The sequence below is a fragment of the Imbroritus primus genome (genome assembly GCF_964332355.1).
GTDB classification, from domain to species: domain Bacteria; phylum Pseudomonadota; class Gammaproteobacteria; order Burkholderiales; family Burkholderiaceae; genus Imbroritus; species Imbroritus primus.
In genome coordinates, this window is record NZ_OZ201293.1 from 1,926,460 (window position 1) to 1,944,531 (window position 18,072).

15 protein-coding genes and 1 tRNA gene are annotated in these 18,072 nt (G+C 62.2%); 9 read left to right on the forward strand and 7 right to left on the reverse strand.

The genetic code is table 11. From position 1 onward, the window contains the following. Positions 1-654 precede the first annotated feature (654 nt). Positions 655-1,617, forward strand: coding sequence for a hypothetical protein (locus ACQ3C8_RS08780; protein ID WP_428851313.1), 963 nt, complete (start codon positions 655-657; stop codon positions 1,615-1,617). 72 nt (positions 1,618-1,689) lie between these two features. Here the strand turns inward: ACQ3C8_RS08780 and ACQ3C8_RS08785 are convergent, their stop codons facing one another. The 5 genes from ACQ3C8_RS08785 to ACQ3C8_RS08805 all read right to left on the reverse strand — a co-directional run bounded on the left by ACQ3C8_RS08785 (position 1,690) and on the right by ACQ3C8_RS08805 (position 8,154). Continuing rightward, positions 1,690-2,220: a chromate transporter gene (locus ACQ3C8_RS08785; protein WP_009521218.1), complete on the reverse strand. Its 531-nt coding sequence runs from the start codon at positions 2,218-2,220 to the stop codon at positions 1,690-1,692. Then, a complete protein-coding gene (locus ACQ3C8_RS08790) occupies positions 2,217-2,903 on the reverse strand; it encodes a chromate transporter (RefSeq protein WP_428851314.1) in 687 nt (228 codons plus the stop codon). The genes ACQ3C8_RS08785 and ACQ3C8_RS08790 overlap by 4 nt, the downstream gene beginning before the upstream one ends. A gap of 10 nt (positions 2,904-2,913) precedes the next feature. Then, positions 2,914-5,235: a DNA topoisomerase IV subunit A gene (gene parC, locus ACQ3C8_RS08795; RefSeq protein WP_428851315.1), complete on the reverse strand. Its 2,322-nt coding sequence runs from the start codon at positions 5,233-5,235 to the stop codon at positions 2,914-2,916. Between the two features lie 98 nt (positions 5,236-5,333). Further along, entirely contained in the window at positions 5,334-6,092 is a 759-nt protein-coding gene (locus ACQ3C8_RS08800) for a lytic transglycosylase domain-containing protein (RefSeq protein WP_009521221.1), read from the reverse strand. A 70-nt stretch (positions 6,093-6,162) separates the two neighbouring features. Then, a complete protein-coding gene (locus ACQ3C8_RS08805) occupies positions 6,163-8,154 on the reverse strand; it encodes a DNA topoisomerase IV subunit B (RefSeq protein ID WP_009521222.1) in 1,992 nt (663 codons plus the stop codon). Between the two features lie 349 nt (positions 8,155-8,503). Here ACQ3C8_RS08805 and ACQ3C8_RS08810 point away from each other — a divergent pair, with 349 nt between their 5' ends. Together ACQ3C8_RS08810 and ACQ3C8_RS08815 are read left to right on the forward strand one after the other, a co-directional pair. Next, positions 8,504-9,733 carry an MFS transporter gene (locus tag ACQ3C8_RS08810; RefSeq protein WP_428851316.1) on the forward strand — a complete coding sequence of 410 codons (1,230 nt, stop codon included), beginning with the start codon at positions 8,504-8,506 and terminating at the stop codon, positions 9,731-9,733. Further along, complete coding sequence (locus ACQ3C8_RS08815; RefSeq protein ID WP_428851317.1) at positions 9,730-9,867, forward strand: hypothetical protein; 138 nt, start codon at positions 9,730-9,732, stop codon at positions 9,865-9,867. The genes ACQ3C8_RS08810 and ACQ3C8_RS08815 overlap by 4 nt, the downstream gene beginning before the upstream one ends. Before the next feature lie 56 nt (positions 9,868-9,923). Here the strand turns inward: ACQ3C8_RS08815 and ACQ3C8_RS08820 are convergent, their stop codons facing one another. Beyond that, positions 9,924-11,855: an ATP-binding cassette domain-containing protein gene (locus ACQ3C8_RS08820; protein WP_009521225.1), complete on the reverse strand. Its 1,932-nt coding sequence runs from the start codon at positions 11,853-11,855 to the stop codon at positions 9,924-9,926. Between the two features lie 535 nt (positions 11,856-12,390). Here ACQ3C8_RS08820 and ACQ3C8_RS08825 point away from each other — a divergent pair. The 3 genes from ACQ3C8_RS08825 (at position 12,391) to ACQ3C8_RS08835 (ending at position 15,142) form a co-directional block, all read left to right on the forward strand. Further along, on the forward strand, positions 12,391-13,689 hold the full coding sequence (locus tag ACQ3C8_RS08825) for a hemolysin family protein (protein WP_428851318.1): 1,299 nt from the start codon (positions 12,391-12,393) through the stop codon (positions 13,687-13,689). A gap of 53 nt (positions 13,690-13,742) precedes the next feature. Then, positions 13,743-14,945 carry a benzoate/H(+) symporter BenE family transporter gene (locus tag ACQ3C8_RS08830; protein WP_428851319.1) on the forward strand — a complete coding sequence of 401 codons (1,203 nt, stop codon included), beginning with the start codon at positions 13,743-13,745 and terminating at the stop codon, positions 14,943-14,945. A 122-nt stretch (positions 14,946-15,067) separates the two neighbouring features. After that, positions 15,068-15,142 (forward strand) — tRNA-Arg (locus ACQ3C8_RS08835). A 192-nt stretch (positions 15,143-15,334) separates the two neighbouring features. Here the strand turns inward: ACQ3C8_RS08835 and ACQ3C8_RS08840 are convergent. Next, positions 15,335-16,000, reverse strand: a complete 666-nt coding sequence (locus ACQ3C8_RS08840) for a hypothetical protein (protein ID WP_428851320.1) — start codon at positions 15,998-16,000, stop codon at positions 15,335-15,337. 386 nt (positions 16,001-16,386) lie between these two features. Between ACQ3C8_RS08840 and ACQ3C8_RS08845 the strand changes: the two genes are divergently transcribed. The 3 genes from ACQ3C8_RS08845 to ACQ3C8_RS08855 all read left to right on the forward strand — a co-directional run bounded on the left by ACQ3C8_RS08845 (position 16,387) and on the right by ACQ3C8_RS08855 (position 17,662). Then, complete coding sequence (locus ACQ3C8_RS08845) at positions 16,387-16,650, forward strand: hypothetical protein (protein WP_428851321.1); 264 nt, start codon at positions 16,387-16,389, stop codon at positions 16,648-16,650. A 209-nt stretch (positions 16,651-16,859) separates the two neighbouring features. Next, entirely contained in the window at positions 16,860-17,147 is a 288-nt protein-coding gene (locus ACQ3C8_RS08850) for a hypothetical protein (protein ID WP_428851322.1), read from the forward strand. After that, the gene (locus ACQ3C8_RS08855; protein WP_428853054.1) at positions 17,147-17,662 is read left to right on the forward strand and encodes an HD domain-containing protein; all 516 of its coding nucleotides are present in this window, start codon (positions 17,147-17,149) and stop codon (positions 17,660-17,662) included. The genes ACQ3C8_RS08850 and ACQ3C8_RS08855 overlap by 1 nt, the downstream gene beginning before the upstream one ends. The last annotated feature ends 410 nt before the right edge of the window (positions 17,663-18,072 follow it).

Consider the following 18,072-nt stretch of genomic DNA (forward strand, 5'->3'; position numbering starts at 1 on the left):
GCTATAGCTATTGCAACTGATGCACTATCGTCGACAAGCAGTCGCATATCGACAGCAAAGACCGTGCGTGGAAATCGATGCGGATTCAAGCTGACAGATGAAGCCTACCGCTACGGGATTAAGGCCAGGCAATGTATCGAGCAGGTACGACATTAGGGGGATGGCGCATCGTTGAGGGTAGCGGCAGCTCAGAAAAATTCTCGTTCTCCTCCATTGCCGCGCATGCATCCAACTGCAACATATGTCCCCACCGGCAAGGCGACCTCACAATAATTCACGAATTATTTGCAATATGGAAAGAATGCGAAACAGGAAGCCCATCGGTTAACACGGCCGACCGTCATACCCGAGGAAGCTATCGGGCAGAGTGTTCCCTGACATCTTGCAGCGGCTGGCAATCCTACGGAAAGGAGGTGAGATGGTGGCATATCTTCAGATCACGTGAATTTTTGTAAAACGACGTCTGGCATCGCGTCTCTGCATTCCTAGAATGTGCATGCATGCTCGCGAGAAAACACTGTGCTACCCCGTCGTCGACCAGGTACCTACGCGAGCATACAGCTCGATTTCCTGTCACCACGACTTGGCGCCAAGCGTTGTCTCGGCTGCATGAGAAACAGAGCCAAGCCCAAACCAGCACATCAAGGAGTATTCATGGAGTCTGCGTCGATCACCAGCCAGTACCCTGCAAGAGCCATCACCCCCGCACCTATCACGGTTCCGGTGCCAACTACTGCGAGTACATCGCAGACCACGACTACCATCGCGCCACAAGATCGGGCTTCGCGCCATGCAACAAACAACGCGAACACATACGCCTCCCAAACAGCCAGCACATTCGCTTCAGGCAATGCCCTCCATGCAAGACTGCCTTTGGCAGCGTTGCCTCTTGGTCATATTCAAGAGCCTCCTGCGATACCAATCGCTCCGGCACAGAACGCCACAGTGGTAACCTCCGTCACATCCACGACGACCACAACCAGTACGCTAGCACCGTCATCTGCCCTCATGGCACGGTCGCGTCGTGATACCCAACCATCGTTCGTTCAACGCTTGAGCCGCTTGTTCCACAGCGAGCCAGCATCCCAATCCAAGCACAAGAGCGAAAAGCATCAGGAAAAATTCAGCAATGGGGGCCACGAATATGTTTCGCGGCAAGAGCACGCCAATATCGACGATAAGCCGTTTGATGGCATCCGTATCAAATCGTCTGGAAAGGCAGTAATCGTCGATAAGAAAGCCTATATGCGATCGGCCTGGCAGGCACTGCCAGCCGCCCTCGACGCCGCTTATGAGGTTGCACGTGTAAGATTGGAGGCGACTTCGGGGGCTGAGCTGGATAGAGTGGAGTTCACGGCGATTTGCAGAATCATCTCCAAGCTTGGGCAGGACAAAAAACTAGCCCCTCGAGTCAAGTTGCAGGCAATTCTTCCTGTGTCGCTCGTTTATTTTCACGCAGACTTACAAGGAATATCGATAGACAAGGTCAACGCTGCGATCCATGGCCTATTCAAGGAAGAGCTTGTCGAGCACACATTCAGCCTGAATCGGCCGGCCTTCTGCATTGACAATGGCAGGGCAATTGCACTTCATCCTGTTATCTACAAGGAACAGTAATCCGGCATGGGGCTGTGCACAAATGTGTAAGCCAAGGTCCCTCACCCGATGAGGACGCTTCCAGGGAAAGCATCAGAGTTGCAAGGCGACACCCAGCACCGCCCCTGCCACGATCAGCCACAGCGGCGACACCCGCGTCAGCAGCGTGACCAGCAAGGCCACCGCCGTGAAACAGAGTGCAACGACCGAATGATCCACACCGCGCGCGAGGATCACGCCAGTGGAGAGCAGCAGGCCAATGGTCAGCGGCGCCAGCCCGCGGCGCAGCAGGCCGGGCCAGCGCGCTTGCGGATTGCGGCCGGCGAAAATCTCGAAGGCGACAGCGGCGATGGCCGAGGGGGCGCTGATGGCGAGCATCGTGACCCAGGCGCCCAGTACGCCGGCCACGTGCCAGCCGAACAGCGCGACGAACAACACGTTGGGACCGGGTGCAGCCTGGGAGATGGCGTACAGGGCGGCGAATTGTTCGTTCGTCATCCAGGCGTTGGTTTCCACGAGGAAGCGGTGCATGTCGGGCAGCACCGAACTGGCGCCACCGATGGCCAGCAGCGAGACAGAAGCGAAATACCAACCGAGGCTCAGCAGGACGTCCAGCGGTGTCATGCGGAATCCTTCGGCGAGCGCATGGCATCGGGCACGGTTCCATCTTCGGTCTGCGGCTCGAGCTCTGCCGCCGCCGCATCTTGCCGGACCGCTGATGGCGGCACGGCCACGCCCAGCGGGGTACGCGCTGCCCGGCGCATGGCCCATGCTTCCATGGCAATACCGGTCGGGATCATCACGGCCATGACCGACACGAGCGGCAGGCGCAGGATGCCGATGGCCAACAATGCGCCACCGCCCATGATGGCCGCCCGCACCGTCCGCGGTTGCGCGAGCGCCATGCGGATGCCGGTGGCGAGCACCAGGCCGGCGGATACTGCCATCATGCCTTGCAGCATGTGCCGCACGAAAGCGAGATTGCTGTAATGGGCGTAGATGCTGGCAATCACGAGGATCAGCACCATCGGCACCAGCACGAGCCCCGAGAATGCGCAAACCGCTCCGCGCAGGCCGGCATAGCGGTAACCGAGCATCAGCGAAATATTGACGACATTCGGCCCTGGCAAGACCTGGGCGATGCTGAACAGCTCGGCGAACTCGCGGTCGTCCATCCAGCGATTGCGCTCGACGATGGCGCGCCGCACGAATGGCATGACCCCACCAAAGCCAGACAGGCCCATGCGGGAAAACTCGGTAAAGAGCCGCCCCGCCGGCGGCGGAAATGGCTCGCGGGGGGAGTTCATCGGTCGTCGGTCACGCGTCGGAATCGGTGAGCGGCAACGACAACTGCGCCGCCTTCAGTTTGGGCTCGAACAGGTGCCCCTTGCGGGCCCGCTTGCCGATATATGACGCCAGTGCCTTGCCGTCGAGCAGGTAGGAGGCCTCTCGGTTGCCACGGCCGTTGCCGCTGACCATCACGCCCTGCGCGCCGACAGCGGCGACGGCAGCCAGCGTGTCCTTGGCATCGACTTCCATCAGGATCACGCCACGTCCGCCGCTAGCCAGGGTTTTCATCTCGCCTATCGGGAACACGAGCAGGCGGCCCTGTGCAGACATACAGGCAATGTGGGCAGCATCCTCGGGGACTGGTGCGGGCTTATTCACGGTATCGCCATCATCCATGGTGATGAACGACTTGCCGCCCTTTTGCCGGCTCGTCATATCGCCAATCGAAGCCATGAAACCATTGCCCGATGCCACCGATAGTACCAGCCGCTGGCTGGCCGCGCCGGCAAAGAACTGGGCAATGCGCGAACCGGGCTGCAGTTCGATCAGCGAGTTGACCGGCACGCCATCACCGCGCCCACCCGGCAATCCGGCTACCGGCACGGAGTACACGCGGCCGTTGCTGCCGAAGACCAGCAGCGTATCGACGGAGCGGCACTCGAACGTCCCGTACAGGCTGTCGCCCGCCTTGAAGGTAAATTGCTGCGCGTCGTGGCCATGGCCCTGGCGCGTCCGTACCCAGCCCTTCTCGGACAGCACGACGGTCAGCGGCTCGTCCACGATGCGGATCTCAGCGGCAGCCCGGCGCTCTTCCTGGATCAGCGTGCGGCGTTCGTCCCCGTACTGCTTGGCATCGGTCTCGATTTCCTTGATGATGCGGCGCTTCATCAGGCTTTCGGAGCCGAGCAGGTTTTCCAGCTCCTGCTTTTCTTCACGCAGGTTCTTCAGTTCCTGCTCGATACGGATCGCCTCCAGCCGCGCCAGCTGGCGCAGGCGGATCTCGAGGATGTCCTCGGCCTGCCGGTCGGACAGCTTGAAGGCTTCGATCAGTGCGGCCTTGGGCTCGTCGCTCTCGCGGATGATGCGGATCACCTCGTCGATGTTCAGCAGGACGAGCATGCGTCCTTCGAGGATATGGATGCGGTCGTCGACCTTGCCGAGGCGGTACTGCGTGCGGCGTGTGACCGTGGCAAAGCGGAAGCTGATCCATTCCTGCAGGATCTCGGGCAGCGCCTTCTGGCGCGGACGGCCATCCATGCCGATCATCACGAGGTTGATGGCGGCGCCCGATTCGAGGCTGGTATGCGCGAGCAGCGTATTAATGAATTCCTGCTGCTCGATGTTCTTGCTCTTCGGCTCGAACACCAGACGCACTGGCGCATCCTTGCCAGACTCGTCGCGTACCGTGTCGAGCACCGCCAGCAGGCTTTGCTTGAGTTGCAACTGGTCGGAGGTGAGTGCCTTCTTGCCGGTCTTGACCTTGGGATTGGTCAACTCCTCGATTTCCTCGAGTACCTTCTGCGCCGAGGTGCCCGGCGGCAGTTCATTGACCACCAGCTGCCACTGGCCGCGCGCCATCTCCTCGATGGTCCAGCGGGCGCGCACCTTGAGGCTGCCGCGACCACTTTCGTAGATCTGGGCGATATCCGTTGCCGACGAAATGATCTGTCCGCCGCCCGGGTAGTCGGGGCCGGGCATGATTTCCAGCAACTCGGCCAGGGACAGACGCGGATTGCGGATCAGCGCCACGGTCGCGGCAGCAACTTCGCGGAGGTTGTGCGGCGGAATTTCCGTAGCCATACCGACCGCGATACCAGACGCACCATTGAGCAGCACAAATGGCAAGCGTGCCGGCAGCAACTGCGGCTCTTCCATCGACCCGTCATAGTTGGGAATGAAATCCGCGGTGCCCTGGTCAAGTTCTTCGAGCAGCAGGCGTGCGATCGGCGTGAGGCGCGCCTCGGTGTAGCGCATCGCCGCCGCGCCATCGCCGTCGCGCGAACCGAAATTGCCCTGCCCATCGATCAGCGGATAGCGCAACGAGAAATCCTGGGCCAGCCGCACCAGCGCATCATAGGCCGACTGGTCACCATGCGGGTGGAACTTGCCGAGCACGTCGCCGACCACGCGTGCCGACTTCACCGGCTTGCTGTCGGCACGCAGCCCCATCTCGTGCATGGCGTAAAGAATGCGCCGCTGCACGGGCTTCTGCCCGTCCGCCACCTCGGGCAACGCGCGCCCCTTGACCACGCTGATGGCGTAGTCGAGATAGGCGCGTTCGGCGTAGTCCGCCAACGTCAGAGAATCGGGCGATTCCTGCGGGGCGAAAGCAATGTCTTGTTGATCCATCGGGTTTCAGACGAGGAGGAAATAGTGGGAGGATGCGAAAGGCGATACGGGCACGGCATGCGCCCATACGGCAAGGACCGGTTTGCAGGCGCTCGGCATCACTCGATGATCTGCATGGCGCGCCGTGCGCCAAGCACGACCTTCACGCGTTCGCCGCGTGCAGCGGGCGCACCCGCCTGGGCGGTTTGCAGTGCAGCGGCGGGATTGTAGAACTGGTAGAACTGCAGCACGGTCTTCACGTAATTCTGTGTTTCCGGATACGGCGGAATCTGGTTGCGATACTTCTGCACCGCGCCCTCTCCCGCGTTGTAGGCAGCCAGCACCAGATCGACGCGGCCCGGGAACATGCGGGTGAGCTGGCTCAGGTAACGCACGCCGGTGGGAATATTAACGGCCGGATCGTGCAGTTTCTGCTGCACCGTGCGCTTGGCATCCGCCACCACGCCGAACCGCGCGCCGGTGTCGGGAATCACCTGCATCAGGCCGATGGCACCCTTGGGCGACACCGCCTGCGGATTGAAGCCGGATTCCACTGCCATCACCGCCTTGACCAGCGCCGGATCCACGCCATAACGATTCGCCGCACTATGAATGAGCGGCTGCATCTTCGGCAGGTTCGGGTGGTTGACCAGGTAACCGTAGAGCCGCTTGCTGTCGGCGGTCTCGGCCACCGGCCGCAGTCTCTGGACCGTAGCGGCCGGCGCAGCGCTCTCACCGGCGGCGCTGTCCTTCATGAAGAGCACATACCGTTCGTCGATCTGCTCGTTGGCAAAATGCGCCACGCCCTGCTCGTCGATGTAGCCATAGAGATCGGCATGCGCGAGCCCTGCCCCGGCCAGTCCAAGGCATAGCACCATCGTTCGCAGGCAGTGTGTTCTCACGCTCTTGCTCCGGATTATTCCGTTTTGGATCCCATTTTGACCGTCATCAGATATCGGCCACCACCTCGTTACCACGCTCTTCCAGCCAGGCTTTGCGCGATGCGGCTTCGCCCTTGCCCATCAGCATGTTCATCACGCCCACGGTCTGCGGCAGATCGAAGTGGCCCAGTGCCACGGGCAACAGGCGGCGCGTATCGGGATTCATGGTGGTTTCCCACAACTGCTCGGCGCTCATCTCGCCAAGACCCTTGAAGCGCGAGATCTGCCATGCGCCATCGCGTACGCCATCCTTGCGCAGCTTGTCCTCGATCGCGGTCAGCTCACCTTCGTCGAGGGCGTACAGTTTCTGCGCCGGCTTCTTGCCACGCGCCGGCGCATCCACGCGGAACAGCGGCGGCCGCGCCACATACACATGCCCGAGGTCGATCAGCTTCGGGAAGTGCCGGAAGAACAGCGTCAGCAGCAATACCTGGATGTGCGCCCCGTCCACGTCGGCGTCCGACAGGATACAGATCTTGCCATAACGCAGATTGCTCAGATCGGGCTCATCATCAACCCCGTGCGGATCGACACCAATGGCCACCGCGATGTCGTGCACCTCGTTGTTGGCAAACAGCCGGTCGCGTTCGGTTTCCCAGGTATTGAGCACCTTGCCGCGCAGCGGCAGGATCGCCTGGTATTCCTTGTCGCGGCCCATCTTGGCCGAGCCGCCGGCGGAATCCCCTTCCACCAGGAACAGTTCGTTGCGTGTGGTATCGGTCGATTCGCAATCGGTCAGCTTGCCCGGCAGCACCGCCACGCCGGAGCCCTTGCGCTTTTCCACCTTCTGCGCGGCGCGCGTGCGCGCCTGTGCCTGGCGGATCACCAGCTCGGCCAGCTTCTTGCCATACTCGACATGCTGGTTGAGCCAGAGTTCCAGCGCCGGCCGGCTGAAGCTGCCCACCAGCTTGACGGCATCGCGGCTGTTCAGGCGCTCCTTGATCTGGCCCTGGAACTGCGGATCGAGCACCTTGGCGGAGAGCACGAAGGACACGCGGGCGAACACATCCTCGGGCATCAGCTTCACGCCCTTGGGCTGAAGCGCATGCAATTCGATAAAACTCTTAACAGCCTGAAACAATCCTTCACGCAACCCTGACTCATGCGTGCCGCCGGCCGGCGTGGGAATCAGGTTGACGTAGGATTCGCGGACCGGCGCGCCTTCTTCGGTCCAGGCTACGACCCAGGACGCGCCCTCGCCTTCGGCAAAACCCTCTTCGGCCGGATTGGCATCGGGGTCGGCGAAATGCTCGCCTTCGAACATCGGAATGACAGGTTCGGCGCCACTCGTCTGCGCCAGCGATTCGACCAGGTAGCCGCGCAGGCCCTGGTCGTATTGCCAGACCAGGCTATCGCCGGTCTTTTCCGTCACCAGCGTGACCTTCACGCCCGGCAGCAGCACAGCCTTGCTGCGCAACAGGCGCTGCAGCTCGGCCAGCGGAATGGCGGCGGAATCGAAATACTTGGCGTCAGGCCAGACGCGCACCCGTGTCCCGCGCTTTTTCTCGCCTCGCTCGGGCTTGCGCGTGGTCAGCGGCTCAATAACGTCGCCGCCCGAAAAGACGATGGAAGATGCCTGCCCGTCACGCCAGACCATAACTTCGAGCCGCTTGGCAAGCGCATTGGTGACCGACACGCCCACGCCATGCAGGCCGCCCGAAAACGCGTAGGCGCCGCCCTTGCCTTTGTCGAACTTGCCACCGGCATGCAGGCGGGTAAAAACGATCTCGACCACCGGCACGCCTTCCTCGGGATGCATGCCGACCGGGATGCCCCGTCCGTCATCCTCGACGCTGATGCTGCCATCGGTATGGAGGGTGACGACGATCTCGTTGCCAAACCCGCCCAGCGCCTCGTCCGATGCATTGTCGATGACCTCCTGCACGATGTGCAGGGGATTGTCGGTCCGTGTGTACATGCCGGGACGCTGCTTGACAGGTTCCAGCCCTTTCAGGACACGGATGGAGGATTCGCTGTATTGACTCGGTTTGCTCGCCATGGATGTGCAAGGATGGTCGTCGGCCCGTGGCGGTCTGCCAGCGGGAAACAGACCGCATTGTAATGGATTGGGGCCCGGGTCCGTGCGGGATGGCTCGACCGGCGCCCGGCCCTACCCGTGCCAGGGGAAAACGGTCGTCCGGCCGCATGTCGGCGAAACATCGCTTGCCAGCCAATGCCTCACCCCCCGGTGGCGTGCCCCAGCGAGGTCCGGCAGGGTACAGTCGCGAGGCCGGGCGCTGCCAGCAGATTTCGCCCGCCGGGAGTACACTGCGTCACGCCCGCGCGACTTGCGGCCCGCCGCTCCGGATGGCCGCCCGCGCCCACCGCTTGCCTTTCGCCCAGCCATCATGCAACGCCGCCCGCTCTCCCTCACTACCGTCCTGATCTGCGGTGGCCTGCTCGTCACCATGTCCATGGGCATCCGGCACGGCTTCGGCCTGTTCAACCTGCCCATCACCCAGGCGCACGGCTGGAGCCGTGAGACGTTTGCCTTTGCGCTGGCGCTGCAGAATCTCGTCTGGGGCTTTACACAGCCGCTGGCCGGCGCGCTGTCGGACCGTTTTGGCGCTTACCGCGTGATGTTGCTCGGTGCAGCCCTGTATGTCGGCGGCCTCGTAATCATGGCGCTGGCCACGACCGGCACAGCGTTTGCCTCGGGCGCCGGAGTGATCATCGGTATTGCCCAGGCCGGCACGACCTATAGCGTGGTCTATGGCGTAATCGGCCGCACCGCCTCGCCCGACAAGCGTGTCTGGGCCATGGGCATCGCGGCGGCAGCCGGGTCGTTCGGCCAGTTCCTGATGATTCCGCTGGAGCAGAGCCTGATTACGCATCTGGGCTGGCAGGACGCGCTATTGCTCCTGGCCGTATGCGCCGCCGCCATGTTCCCACTGGCTGTCGCCCTGCGCGAGCGCGATTTCGTCCCGCATGCCACCGCGCACCAGCAGACCATGTGGCAGGCGGTGCGCGAGGCTTTCTCCCATCGCGGCTTCCAGCTGCTTTCGCTCGGTTATTTCGTGTGCGGTTTCCAGGTGGTGTTCATTGCCGTGCACCTCGCGCCCTATCTCAAGGACAGCGGATTGACCGATGCGAGCGTGGCCACCGTGGCGCTGGCGCTGGTCGGCCTGTTCAACGTCTTCGGCACCTATACCGCCGGCGCGCTGGGCCAGCGCATGAGCAAACCCCACCTGCTGGCATTCATCTACTTTGCCCGTTCGGTGGTTATCGCTTTCTACCTGCTGCTGCCGCTCACGCCGCTTTCGACGTGGATCTTTGCGTCGCTGATGGGCCTGCTGTGGCTGTCGACGATTCCGCTGACCAACGGCGTGATCGCCAATGTGTTCGGCGTGCAGTACCTGTCGATGCTGTCGGGCTTTGTGTTTCTGATGCACCAGTTCGGCAGCTTCCTGGGCGCGTGGCTGGGCGGCTACCTGTATGACCGCACCGGCGGCTATACGACGGTATGGCTGATTGCCATCGCCCTCGGCGTGGTGGCCGCGCTGGCCAACCTGCCGATCCGCGAGACGGCGGTGCGGCGTGCGCCACTGCCAGTACAAAGCCCGTCCGGTCAGGCATGACACAGGCGCGCCGCTGGCCTCGCATCCTCGTGTGGAGCGCCGTCGCGGTGGCGCTGGCGCTAACGTTCGCCCTCTACCTGCGGCCGTCGTTCCTGTTCGACGTGACCAACCAGATCCTGGTCTGGTGCGGCTGACCCGGGCGGCGTGGAGTTACTGGCTCCCGGCCGGGATCACTGCGGCACGGACGGACTCAGGCCTCGCCGCGCATCTTGCGCTCGAGCGCGTCCTGCCGTTCCAGCGCCTCGAGCAACTCTTCCTCGATCTGCTCGAAACGGCTCGCCAGGCCGGCCGCACGCTCTGGCTCGCTGACATACAGCGAGCCATCCTCGAGCAAGGCTGAAATGCTCTTCTGCTCCGCTTCGAGTGCTTCCATCTGCGCGGGCAGCGCATCCAACTCGCGCTGCTCCTTGTAGCTCAGCTTAACCGGGCGTGTTACAGCCGGTGCCACGGCCTCGGCCTTGGGCTGAACCGGTGCCGACACCATAGCCGGCTTGCGCGCCTGGCGGTCTGCCGCCAGTTCCGCCGCGCGCGCCGACTGCTGCTGCCAGTCGCTGTAGCCGCCGACATACTCCCGCCACACGCCGTTCCCCTCCGCTGCAATCGTCGAAGTGACGACATTGTCGAGGAATGCCCGGTCGTGCGACACCAGGAAGACCGTGCCGCCAAAATCCTGCAACAGCTCTTCGAGCAGTTCGAGGGTTTCGATATCGAGATCGTTGGTCGGTTCGTCGAGCACAAGGACATTGGCTGGCCGCGCAAACAGACGCGCCAGCAACAGGCGGTTGCGTTCGCCGCCGGACAGCGAGCGGACCGGTGAGCGGGCGCGCTCGGGCGCGAACAGGAAGTCGCCAAGGTAGCTCATCACATGCTTGCGCTGCCCATTCACCTCCACCCAGTCGCTGCCCGGACTGATGGTATCGGCCAGCGAGCGGTCCAGATCGAGCTGGGCGCGCATCTGGTCGAAGTACGCCACCTGCAGGTTGCTGCCGTTGCGTACCGTGCCGCTGTCGGGCGGCAACTCGCCGAGGATCAGCCGCAGCAGGGTCGTCTTGCCGACGCCATTGGAACCGATCAGCCCGACCTTGTCGCCGCGCAGCAGCGTCGCGGAGAAGTCGCGTACCACCACGCGTTCGCCATAGGCCTTGGAGACATTCTCCAGTTCCGCGACAATCTTGCCAGAGCGTTCTGCCACGGCCACTTCCAGCCGCACATTACCCTGCACTTCCCGGCGTGCTGCGCGCTCCAGGCGCATCGACTCGAGCCGCTGGATGCGGGCCACGCTGCGCGTGCGGCGGGCTTCCACACCCTTGCGGATCCAGACTTCTTCCTGAGCCAGCAGCTTGTCGAACTTCGCCTGCTCGACCTGCTCGTTCGCCAGCAACTCAGCCTTGCGAGCCTGATAGGCGGAGAAGTTGCCCGGAAAGCTCAGCAGCCGTCCGCGATCGAGCTCGATGATGCGCGTCGCCACGCGATCCAGGAAGGCCCGGTCGTGCGTGATGAACAGCAGGCTGCCGCGAAAACCGATCAGTAGATCCTCCAGCCAGCGGATCGACGCCACATCAAGGTGGTTGGTCGGCTCGTCGAGCAACAGCACATCGGGCTGCGCTACCAGGCCTTGCGCCAGCGCAACACGCTTCTGCATGCCGCCGGACAAGGCGCCGAGCCGGGCATCCGGCGCCAGGCCGAGCTGGTTGAGCGTAGTCTCCACGCGCGTACGCACCTGCCAGCCATCGGCAGCGTCGATGGCAGTCTGCAGCGCGTGAAGGCGCGCCATGGCTGCATCGCCGTGGTCGTGCTCCAGCGCAGCGGTGGCGGCATCGTATTCCTGCAGCAGTTGCGTGATCTCGCCCAAGCCCTGCGCGACGGCATCGTAGACCGACATCTGCGGGTCGAAATCCGGCTCCTGCGCCACATAGGCTGTCGTCAGGCCGTTCTGCCGGGAAACCAGGCCATCGTCCAATGCCGCCTGCCCCGCAATGATCTTCAGCAGCGAGGATTTGCCGGTGCCATTGCGGCCGATCAACCCGACGCGTTCGCCGGCTTCGAGCGCAAAATCGGCGTGGTCCAGCAAGGCCACATGCCCGAAGGCAAGTTGGGCGTCAGAAAGCGAAAAAATGGCCATGGCAACAAGATGAGGGGAAGACGAACGCGCTGAAACCGCCCCGCGAACCTCCAGGGGCACACGGCGTGGCAACGCAAAGACGCGTATTGTAGCGGGTCGTAAGATGGGCCTTGTACGCTACGGAGCAAACGCCCGCGGCGACCGCCAAAGCACACAGGCGGCTCGATAAAAACAGGATGGCCACGCGGGAAAACCGGCAGGCAACAAAAAGGCCCGCAGATGCGGGCCCCAAATCTCTCCTGAATGCCTTGCGAACAAAGCATGGACGGAGTGTAGTACACCCGTGGGGTGCCGCTGAAGTCGGAGTTTTACGTAAGGGTAAATGCGCATGCGCATCCGGCATCCCTCCATCGGCGTCTCTTTCGCCTGACTTTCGCACCATCTCGGCGCACTCGCCGGGAGATCGATGGGCCACTTGCGCGGCGCAATTTTCGGTAACTGCGCGGAATTGCGGGTATAGTCTTAGCTCCGCAGCTTTGCGCATGGCGGTCGAACGGGTCCCGGCCCGGCCGGGCGGACCGTGCGCGCACTCTCAATGGACATAGCCTTAATTTTTTTCCTGATTCTCTGCAATGGCATCTTTGCCATGTCTGAAATTGCCGTCGTATCCGCGCGTAAGACGCGGCTGCAACGGCTGATGGAGGAGGGTCGGGCCGATGCGGCAGCCGCCCTCGCCCTGCACAACGAACCCTCCACATTTCTCTCGACCGTCCAGGTCGGTATCACCACCATCGGCATCCTGAGCGGCGCCATCGGCGAAAATGCCTTGGCCATGCCGATGCGTGAATGGCTGCGCGAGTTCCCGGCCATCGCGCCCTACGCCGACGGCCTGGCCTTTGCCTTGGTCATCGCCTTCATCACCTTCCTCTCCGTGGTCGTCGGCGAACTGGTGCCGAAGCGCCTGGCTCTGCTGGCTCCGGAAACCATCGCCATGCTGATTGCCCGGCCGATGACCTGGCTATCGGTTATTGCCCGTCCGATCGTCTTTGCGCTGTCGTGGTCCAGTTCGGCCATCCTGAAGCTACTGCGTGCGTCGCGCCCGGACGAGCCGCCAGTGACCAACGAGGAGATCAAGACGCTGATGGAGCAAGGCGCGGAGTTCGGCGTGTTCCATGCCAGCGAACAGGCCATCGTCTCCAATGTGCTGCGGCTGGACGAACAGCGCATCGGCGCCATCATGACGCCGCGCAAGGATATCGTGTGGATCGACCTCGAGGACGACCGCGACGCAATCCGGGCCGCGGTGCTGGAGAGCCCCTATTCGCGCATCGTGGTCTGCCGCCACGGCCTGGAGAACATCGAAGGCATCCTGCAGATCAGCGACCTGACCAAGCAGTTGCTCACCGACCAGCCGATTTCGCTGGAAAGCGTCTTGCGCACTCCGCTATACGTGCCGGAAACGATCACCACCACGCAGATGCTCGAAAGCTTCCGCCGTGCGCGGCTGCACTTCGGCCTGATCGTCGACGAGTACGGTGACCTGCAGGGCCTGGTCACGCTGACCGACGTACTGACGGCCATCGTCGGCGATCTGCCGAACGACAGCGAAGCGGCAGCCGCCGACGCCGTGCGCCGCGAAGACGGCACGTGGCTGATCGACGGCGCGATGACACTGGAACGCTTCGGCCAACTGATGAATATCGATCGCTTCGAGAACGACCGCGGCGACGATTTCCACACGATGGGCGGTTTTGCCATGCACTACCTCGGCCGTATTCCCGCCGTGGCGGACCGCTTTGAACGCGGGGGCTTTACTTTCGAGATCGTCGACATGGATCGTAACCGTGTCGACAAGATGCTGGTGACGCCACCGCCCGAAGAACCCGAACTCTGATAGCCGGGCCGAACCGACTGCTGATCGGGGCCGGCCGTTGAATCCGCAAGCCCATGCCGCCGACTGCCCGCTCCGACCGCCCCGCGATCCGCTCCCCGCTCTCCGATCTGTCGCTGTCCGCCGTGGTGGCCGGTTTCGTCGCCACGCTCACCGGCTACGCCAGCTCGTTGGTCCTGATTATCCAAGCCGGTCAGGCTGCCGGCCTCGGCTCGGACCTGATCGTGTCGTGGATCTGGGCCACCTCCATCGGTACGGCCATCACGTCGATCTTCCTGTCACTCACCACGCGCACGCCCATCGGCATCGCATGGTCCACACCCGGCGCGGCGCTGCTGATCGCCAGCCTGCCCACGGTGCCCTACCCAGAAGCTATCGGCGCCTTTTTATTCGCGGCGGTGCTGATGATCATCGTGGGCGTCACCGGGTGGTTCGACAAACTGATCCGCGCACTGCCGGCATCGATTGCAGCCGCGCTGCTCGCTGGCATCCTGTTCCGCATCAGCATGGACATGTTCGTGTCGGCACAGAGCCAGACCTCGCTGATCCTGCCGCTGGTGGCTGCCTACCTGCTCGCCAAGCGCTTTATCCCGCGCTATGCGGTACTGACCGTGCTGGTGCTTGGCATGGCGCTCGCCGCCGCGCATGGCGACCTGCATACCGAGCAGGTCACGCTGGCGTTCGGACTGCCCGTGTGGACGACACCCGCTTTCTCGATGCAGTCGTGCATCAGCATCGGCATTCCACTGTTCGTGGTGGCGCTGGCATCGCAGAACATTCCCGGACTGGCCGTGCTGCGTGCCGATGGCTACACCCTGCCCGCCTCTCCGCTGATCAGCGCCACCGGCATCGCCTCGCTCGTCTCAGCACCGTTCGGCTCCCACGGCATCAACCTCGCCGCCATTACCGCCGCCATGTGCACCGGCCCGAGCGCCCACGAGGATCCGTCGCGGCGCTACATGGCAGCGGTAGCGTGCGGTGTTTTCTATCTGATCGGCGGTACGCTGAGTGCGTCGATTGCCAGCATCTTCGGCGCCTTCCCGAAGGCGCTCATCCTATCGATTGCCGGACTCGCCCTGCTGGGTTCCATCGCCAACGGCCTGTCCGGCGCCATGAGCGACCCGCAAGAGCGCGAACCCGCCCTCTTCACCTTCATGATCACGGCCTCGGGCCTGACGCTGTTCGGTATCGGCTCAGCCTTCTGGGGACTGGTCGGCGGACTGCTGGCCCTGCTTCTGTTGCGGCAGCGGTCGCGCTGAGCTTCGCACTGCGCCTCCCCTCGATCCCTACGCCTGTGCAGATGGCGATACGCAGCGACTTCTGCATTGGCACGCGAGTGGAGTAGAATGCGCGTGCTGCACGGCACACCGCTGCAGCGTGTCTCGCCGTAGTTCAATGGATAGAACGCGGACCTCCTAAGTCTGAGATACAGGTTCGATTCCTGTCGGCGGGACCAGTTTCATGCGGGTTTCCAGACTGTCTGTGACAAATCTGTGCCAGATTGGCGATTTCCACCCGTTTTGCCCATGTTTGGTCAAAAAATTCCCCACTAATTTTTGCCCATCGAACTGTATATGCATACAGCATCTTGATGAGCAAATGAGGAAGCCAATATTCCAACACCTTGAGGCGCATTTCAGCGGAATATTTACACCCTCACCACCTGCCCCCGGAAGCAGATCAACCCAGCATCCTCGTCGATGACTTCCACCAATTCTGGAGGAAGCAGTTTCCCATTATGGAAAGTCAGAACAGCAAAGCCTGAGCGATGGTTGGCTGGGCCGTCCTCGCCGTAGGTGAATTGCGGGCCATCCACAGCCGCGAGAGTCCCGGTATCAACACCATAACGGGTGCCGGTATAGTCGGTCCATGGCGTTACTTTCAAGCTGTGCAGGTGCCCGGTAACCATCGACACGCCGGATTTCAGGGCGTTGTTGTATATGGCATGCACCCCATTCGCTTGCCGGTGCTTGATCATCGTATGGCCGTTGACCATCACTGACGTACTAAATCGCCAGTGCGGGAAGTGATCGCGCAAGTCGAAGCCCGGCACGCCCTCATATTCACTCACAAGGCTCGATAGGCGCGTCGTAAAGCGCAGGTCATGGTTACCCCACGTCCAGTGCAGCTTTGCGCCTCTGGCGGCCTTCTCGATCTCCCCTAGGATTTCCCCATCACCCAGCGCCAGCACGTCTATGACGTTGAACAGGTCTTGCCGGATGCCTGCAAACGCGTTCCAGTGCTCTGTTACCTCTGCTGTGTAGCCCTCCTTCCTGAGAAGGGCTAGCGTGCGCTGGGTTGGACTCGTTGCCATTCGTCTTTCGCCTCGTCCGCCGTATCAAACGGCCCTGCTACCCACTTCCTGTTATCCGGCCCGTTGTCCTGCCACAGAACGTATCTCGCCTTGTCGCCTACGGTGTACTTGGCTATCGCCCAGCGTCCGTTCTTTATGGCGTACTGGCCTTCACGCTGCCAGCCCATCACCCTTGCTTCTCAGATACCTGTGCAGACATGTGTTGCGATGAATGCCACACAGTCCATGTGTGCGTCCATGAATTTTCAAATGAAAATGCACACCTAATCGGACGGCTTCTGGACGAGAGCGTGCCGAGCGACCTGACAGCGGATCACATCGACCGATTCGAGGCATCGCTATCCGACCTCGGCCCAGCTACCAGACAGGCCGCAGCACTGGTATGCATGCTGGCAAAGAGCGCCCTACTCGCCCAATACGGTGCGCCACAGGACAAGGAGGATGCGGAGCGGTGGAAACCAATCGAGACGGCGCCGTTGACCGAAGAAATTTGGGCATACAACGGAGAGCAGGGCCGCATGATCTGGTCAGAAGGAACCGATTGGGCGCTGTGGGTCTGGTCAGACGAACTCATGGCGGATGTTGACCCGTCTCCTGATCAACCAACCCACTGGATGCCCCTCCCACCCGCACCGCAGGAGGGCAAGTAAATGCGCACAGTCACATACGACGCGACGGCCACCAGGTCTGAGTACTGGTGCATCTTCTGTCGACGCGCTCTGCCAGTGGTGGACGGCGTGATCGTGCACGACGGTGTCCCGCATGACATTGGAATAACGTTTGACGAAGAGGACAACCCACAATGAGCTGCGGAGAACTAACTCCCCCGGTAGTGGCTCAGATACCAGACGCCCTGCGCGTGCCGCTGGACAGCCTGCATGCCGACGCAGGTTATCTGATAGGCCGGGTCCTCGACAAAAGCCTGACTGCAGACGACGTCGTATCCATCATCAGGTCGCGCATCGATGAAGCGAGAGCCGCGCTAGCCGCACCCGCCCATCCCGCTACAGCAGGGGATGCGGACCTGATTGAGGCGCTGCTTGATGCTGCTGACGAGTGGGCCAACTACGTTGATGTGGATCGCGCCCCAATGACGTTGCGCAAGTATCTGGAACAGGCCATGCGCGCCAGCAAGGGAGGTGAGTGATGAGCCTTGCCTATGAAGCAATGATGTTCGCCCGCGAGGTCCACAAGGATCAGCGCCGGAAGTACACCAACAACCCATACACCGACCATCTGGCCGAGGTGGCGGGCATCGTGGCAACCGTCGCCGTAGAGTCGATGCAGATGCAGGCCCTGATGATCGCGACCGCATGGCTGCATGACTGCATTGAGGATCAAGGTGTACAGCATGAGGTTCTGGCGGGGCTGTTTGGAATCCAAGTCATGACTGGCGTGGTCCTGCTGTCCGACCTCGAAACCGGCAACCGCGCCGAGCGCAAGGCCGCCAGCCGCGCCCGGCTCGCCGCCGCGCCGGGATGGGTGCAGACCATCAAATGCGCCGACCTGATCAGCAACACGTCGAGCATTGTCATGCACGACCCCAAGTTCGCCGAGGTCTATCTCGAGGAAAAGCGCTTGCTGCTTGATGTGCTGACAAAAGCGGATGCGCGCCTGCGGGAGCTTGCCCGCGTCACCGTAGCCGTGCAGGAGGAACAGTGATGCGCAAAGGCTTGCACTACTGGGCGCTATCCATGCTCTTCTTGGCAGGGGATGGGTGGAAGCGGGCTAAACGGAGGTTATGGAAATGACTGACTTTCTGCAATGGATCGGCGCAAACGATGGCCGCGTGCTATTCAGTATCACGGCATTCTGCTTTGTGGCCGTAGTGCTGGCGCTCTGCGGGCCGAAGCGATGAAGCGGCACGGCTGCTATGACCGGAAGCCATTGAGCAACGTGTTAGCTGTCCAGGATGGCTGGACAGAGCATGGGCGGCTGATGCGCCTGATCCCAAACGTAAATTCGAGAGATTGTGTTTATCAAAGAAGTACAGCAGACTCAGCCTGTGATAGCTGCAGATGGAATGAGAGAGGCGCTAGCAAAGATCTTGATGATCACTAGACAGCAATGGG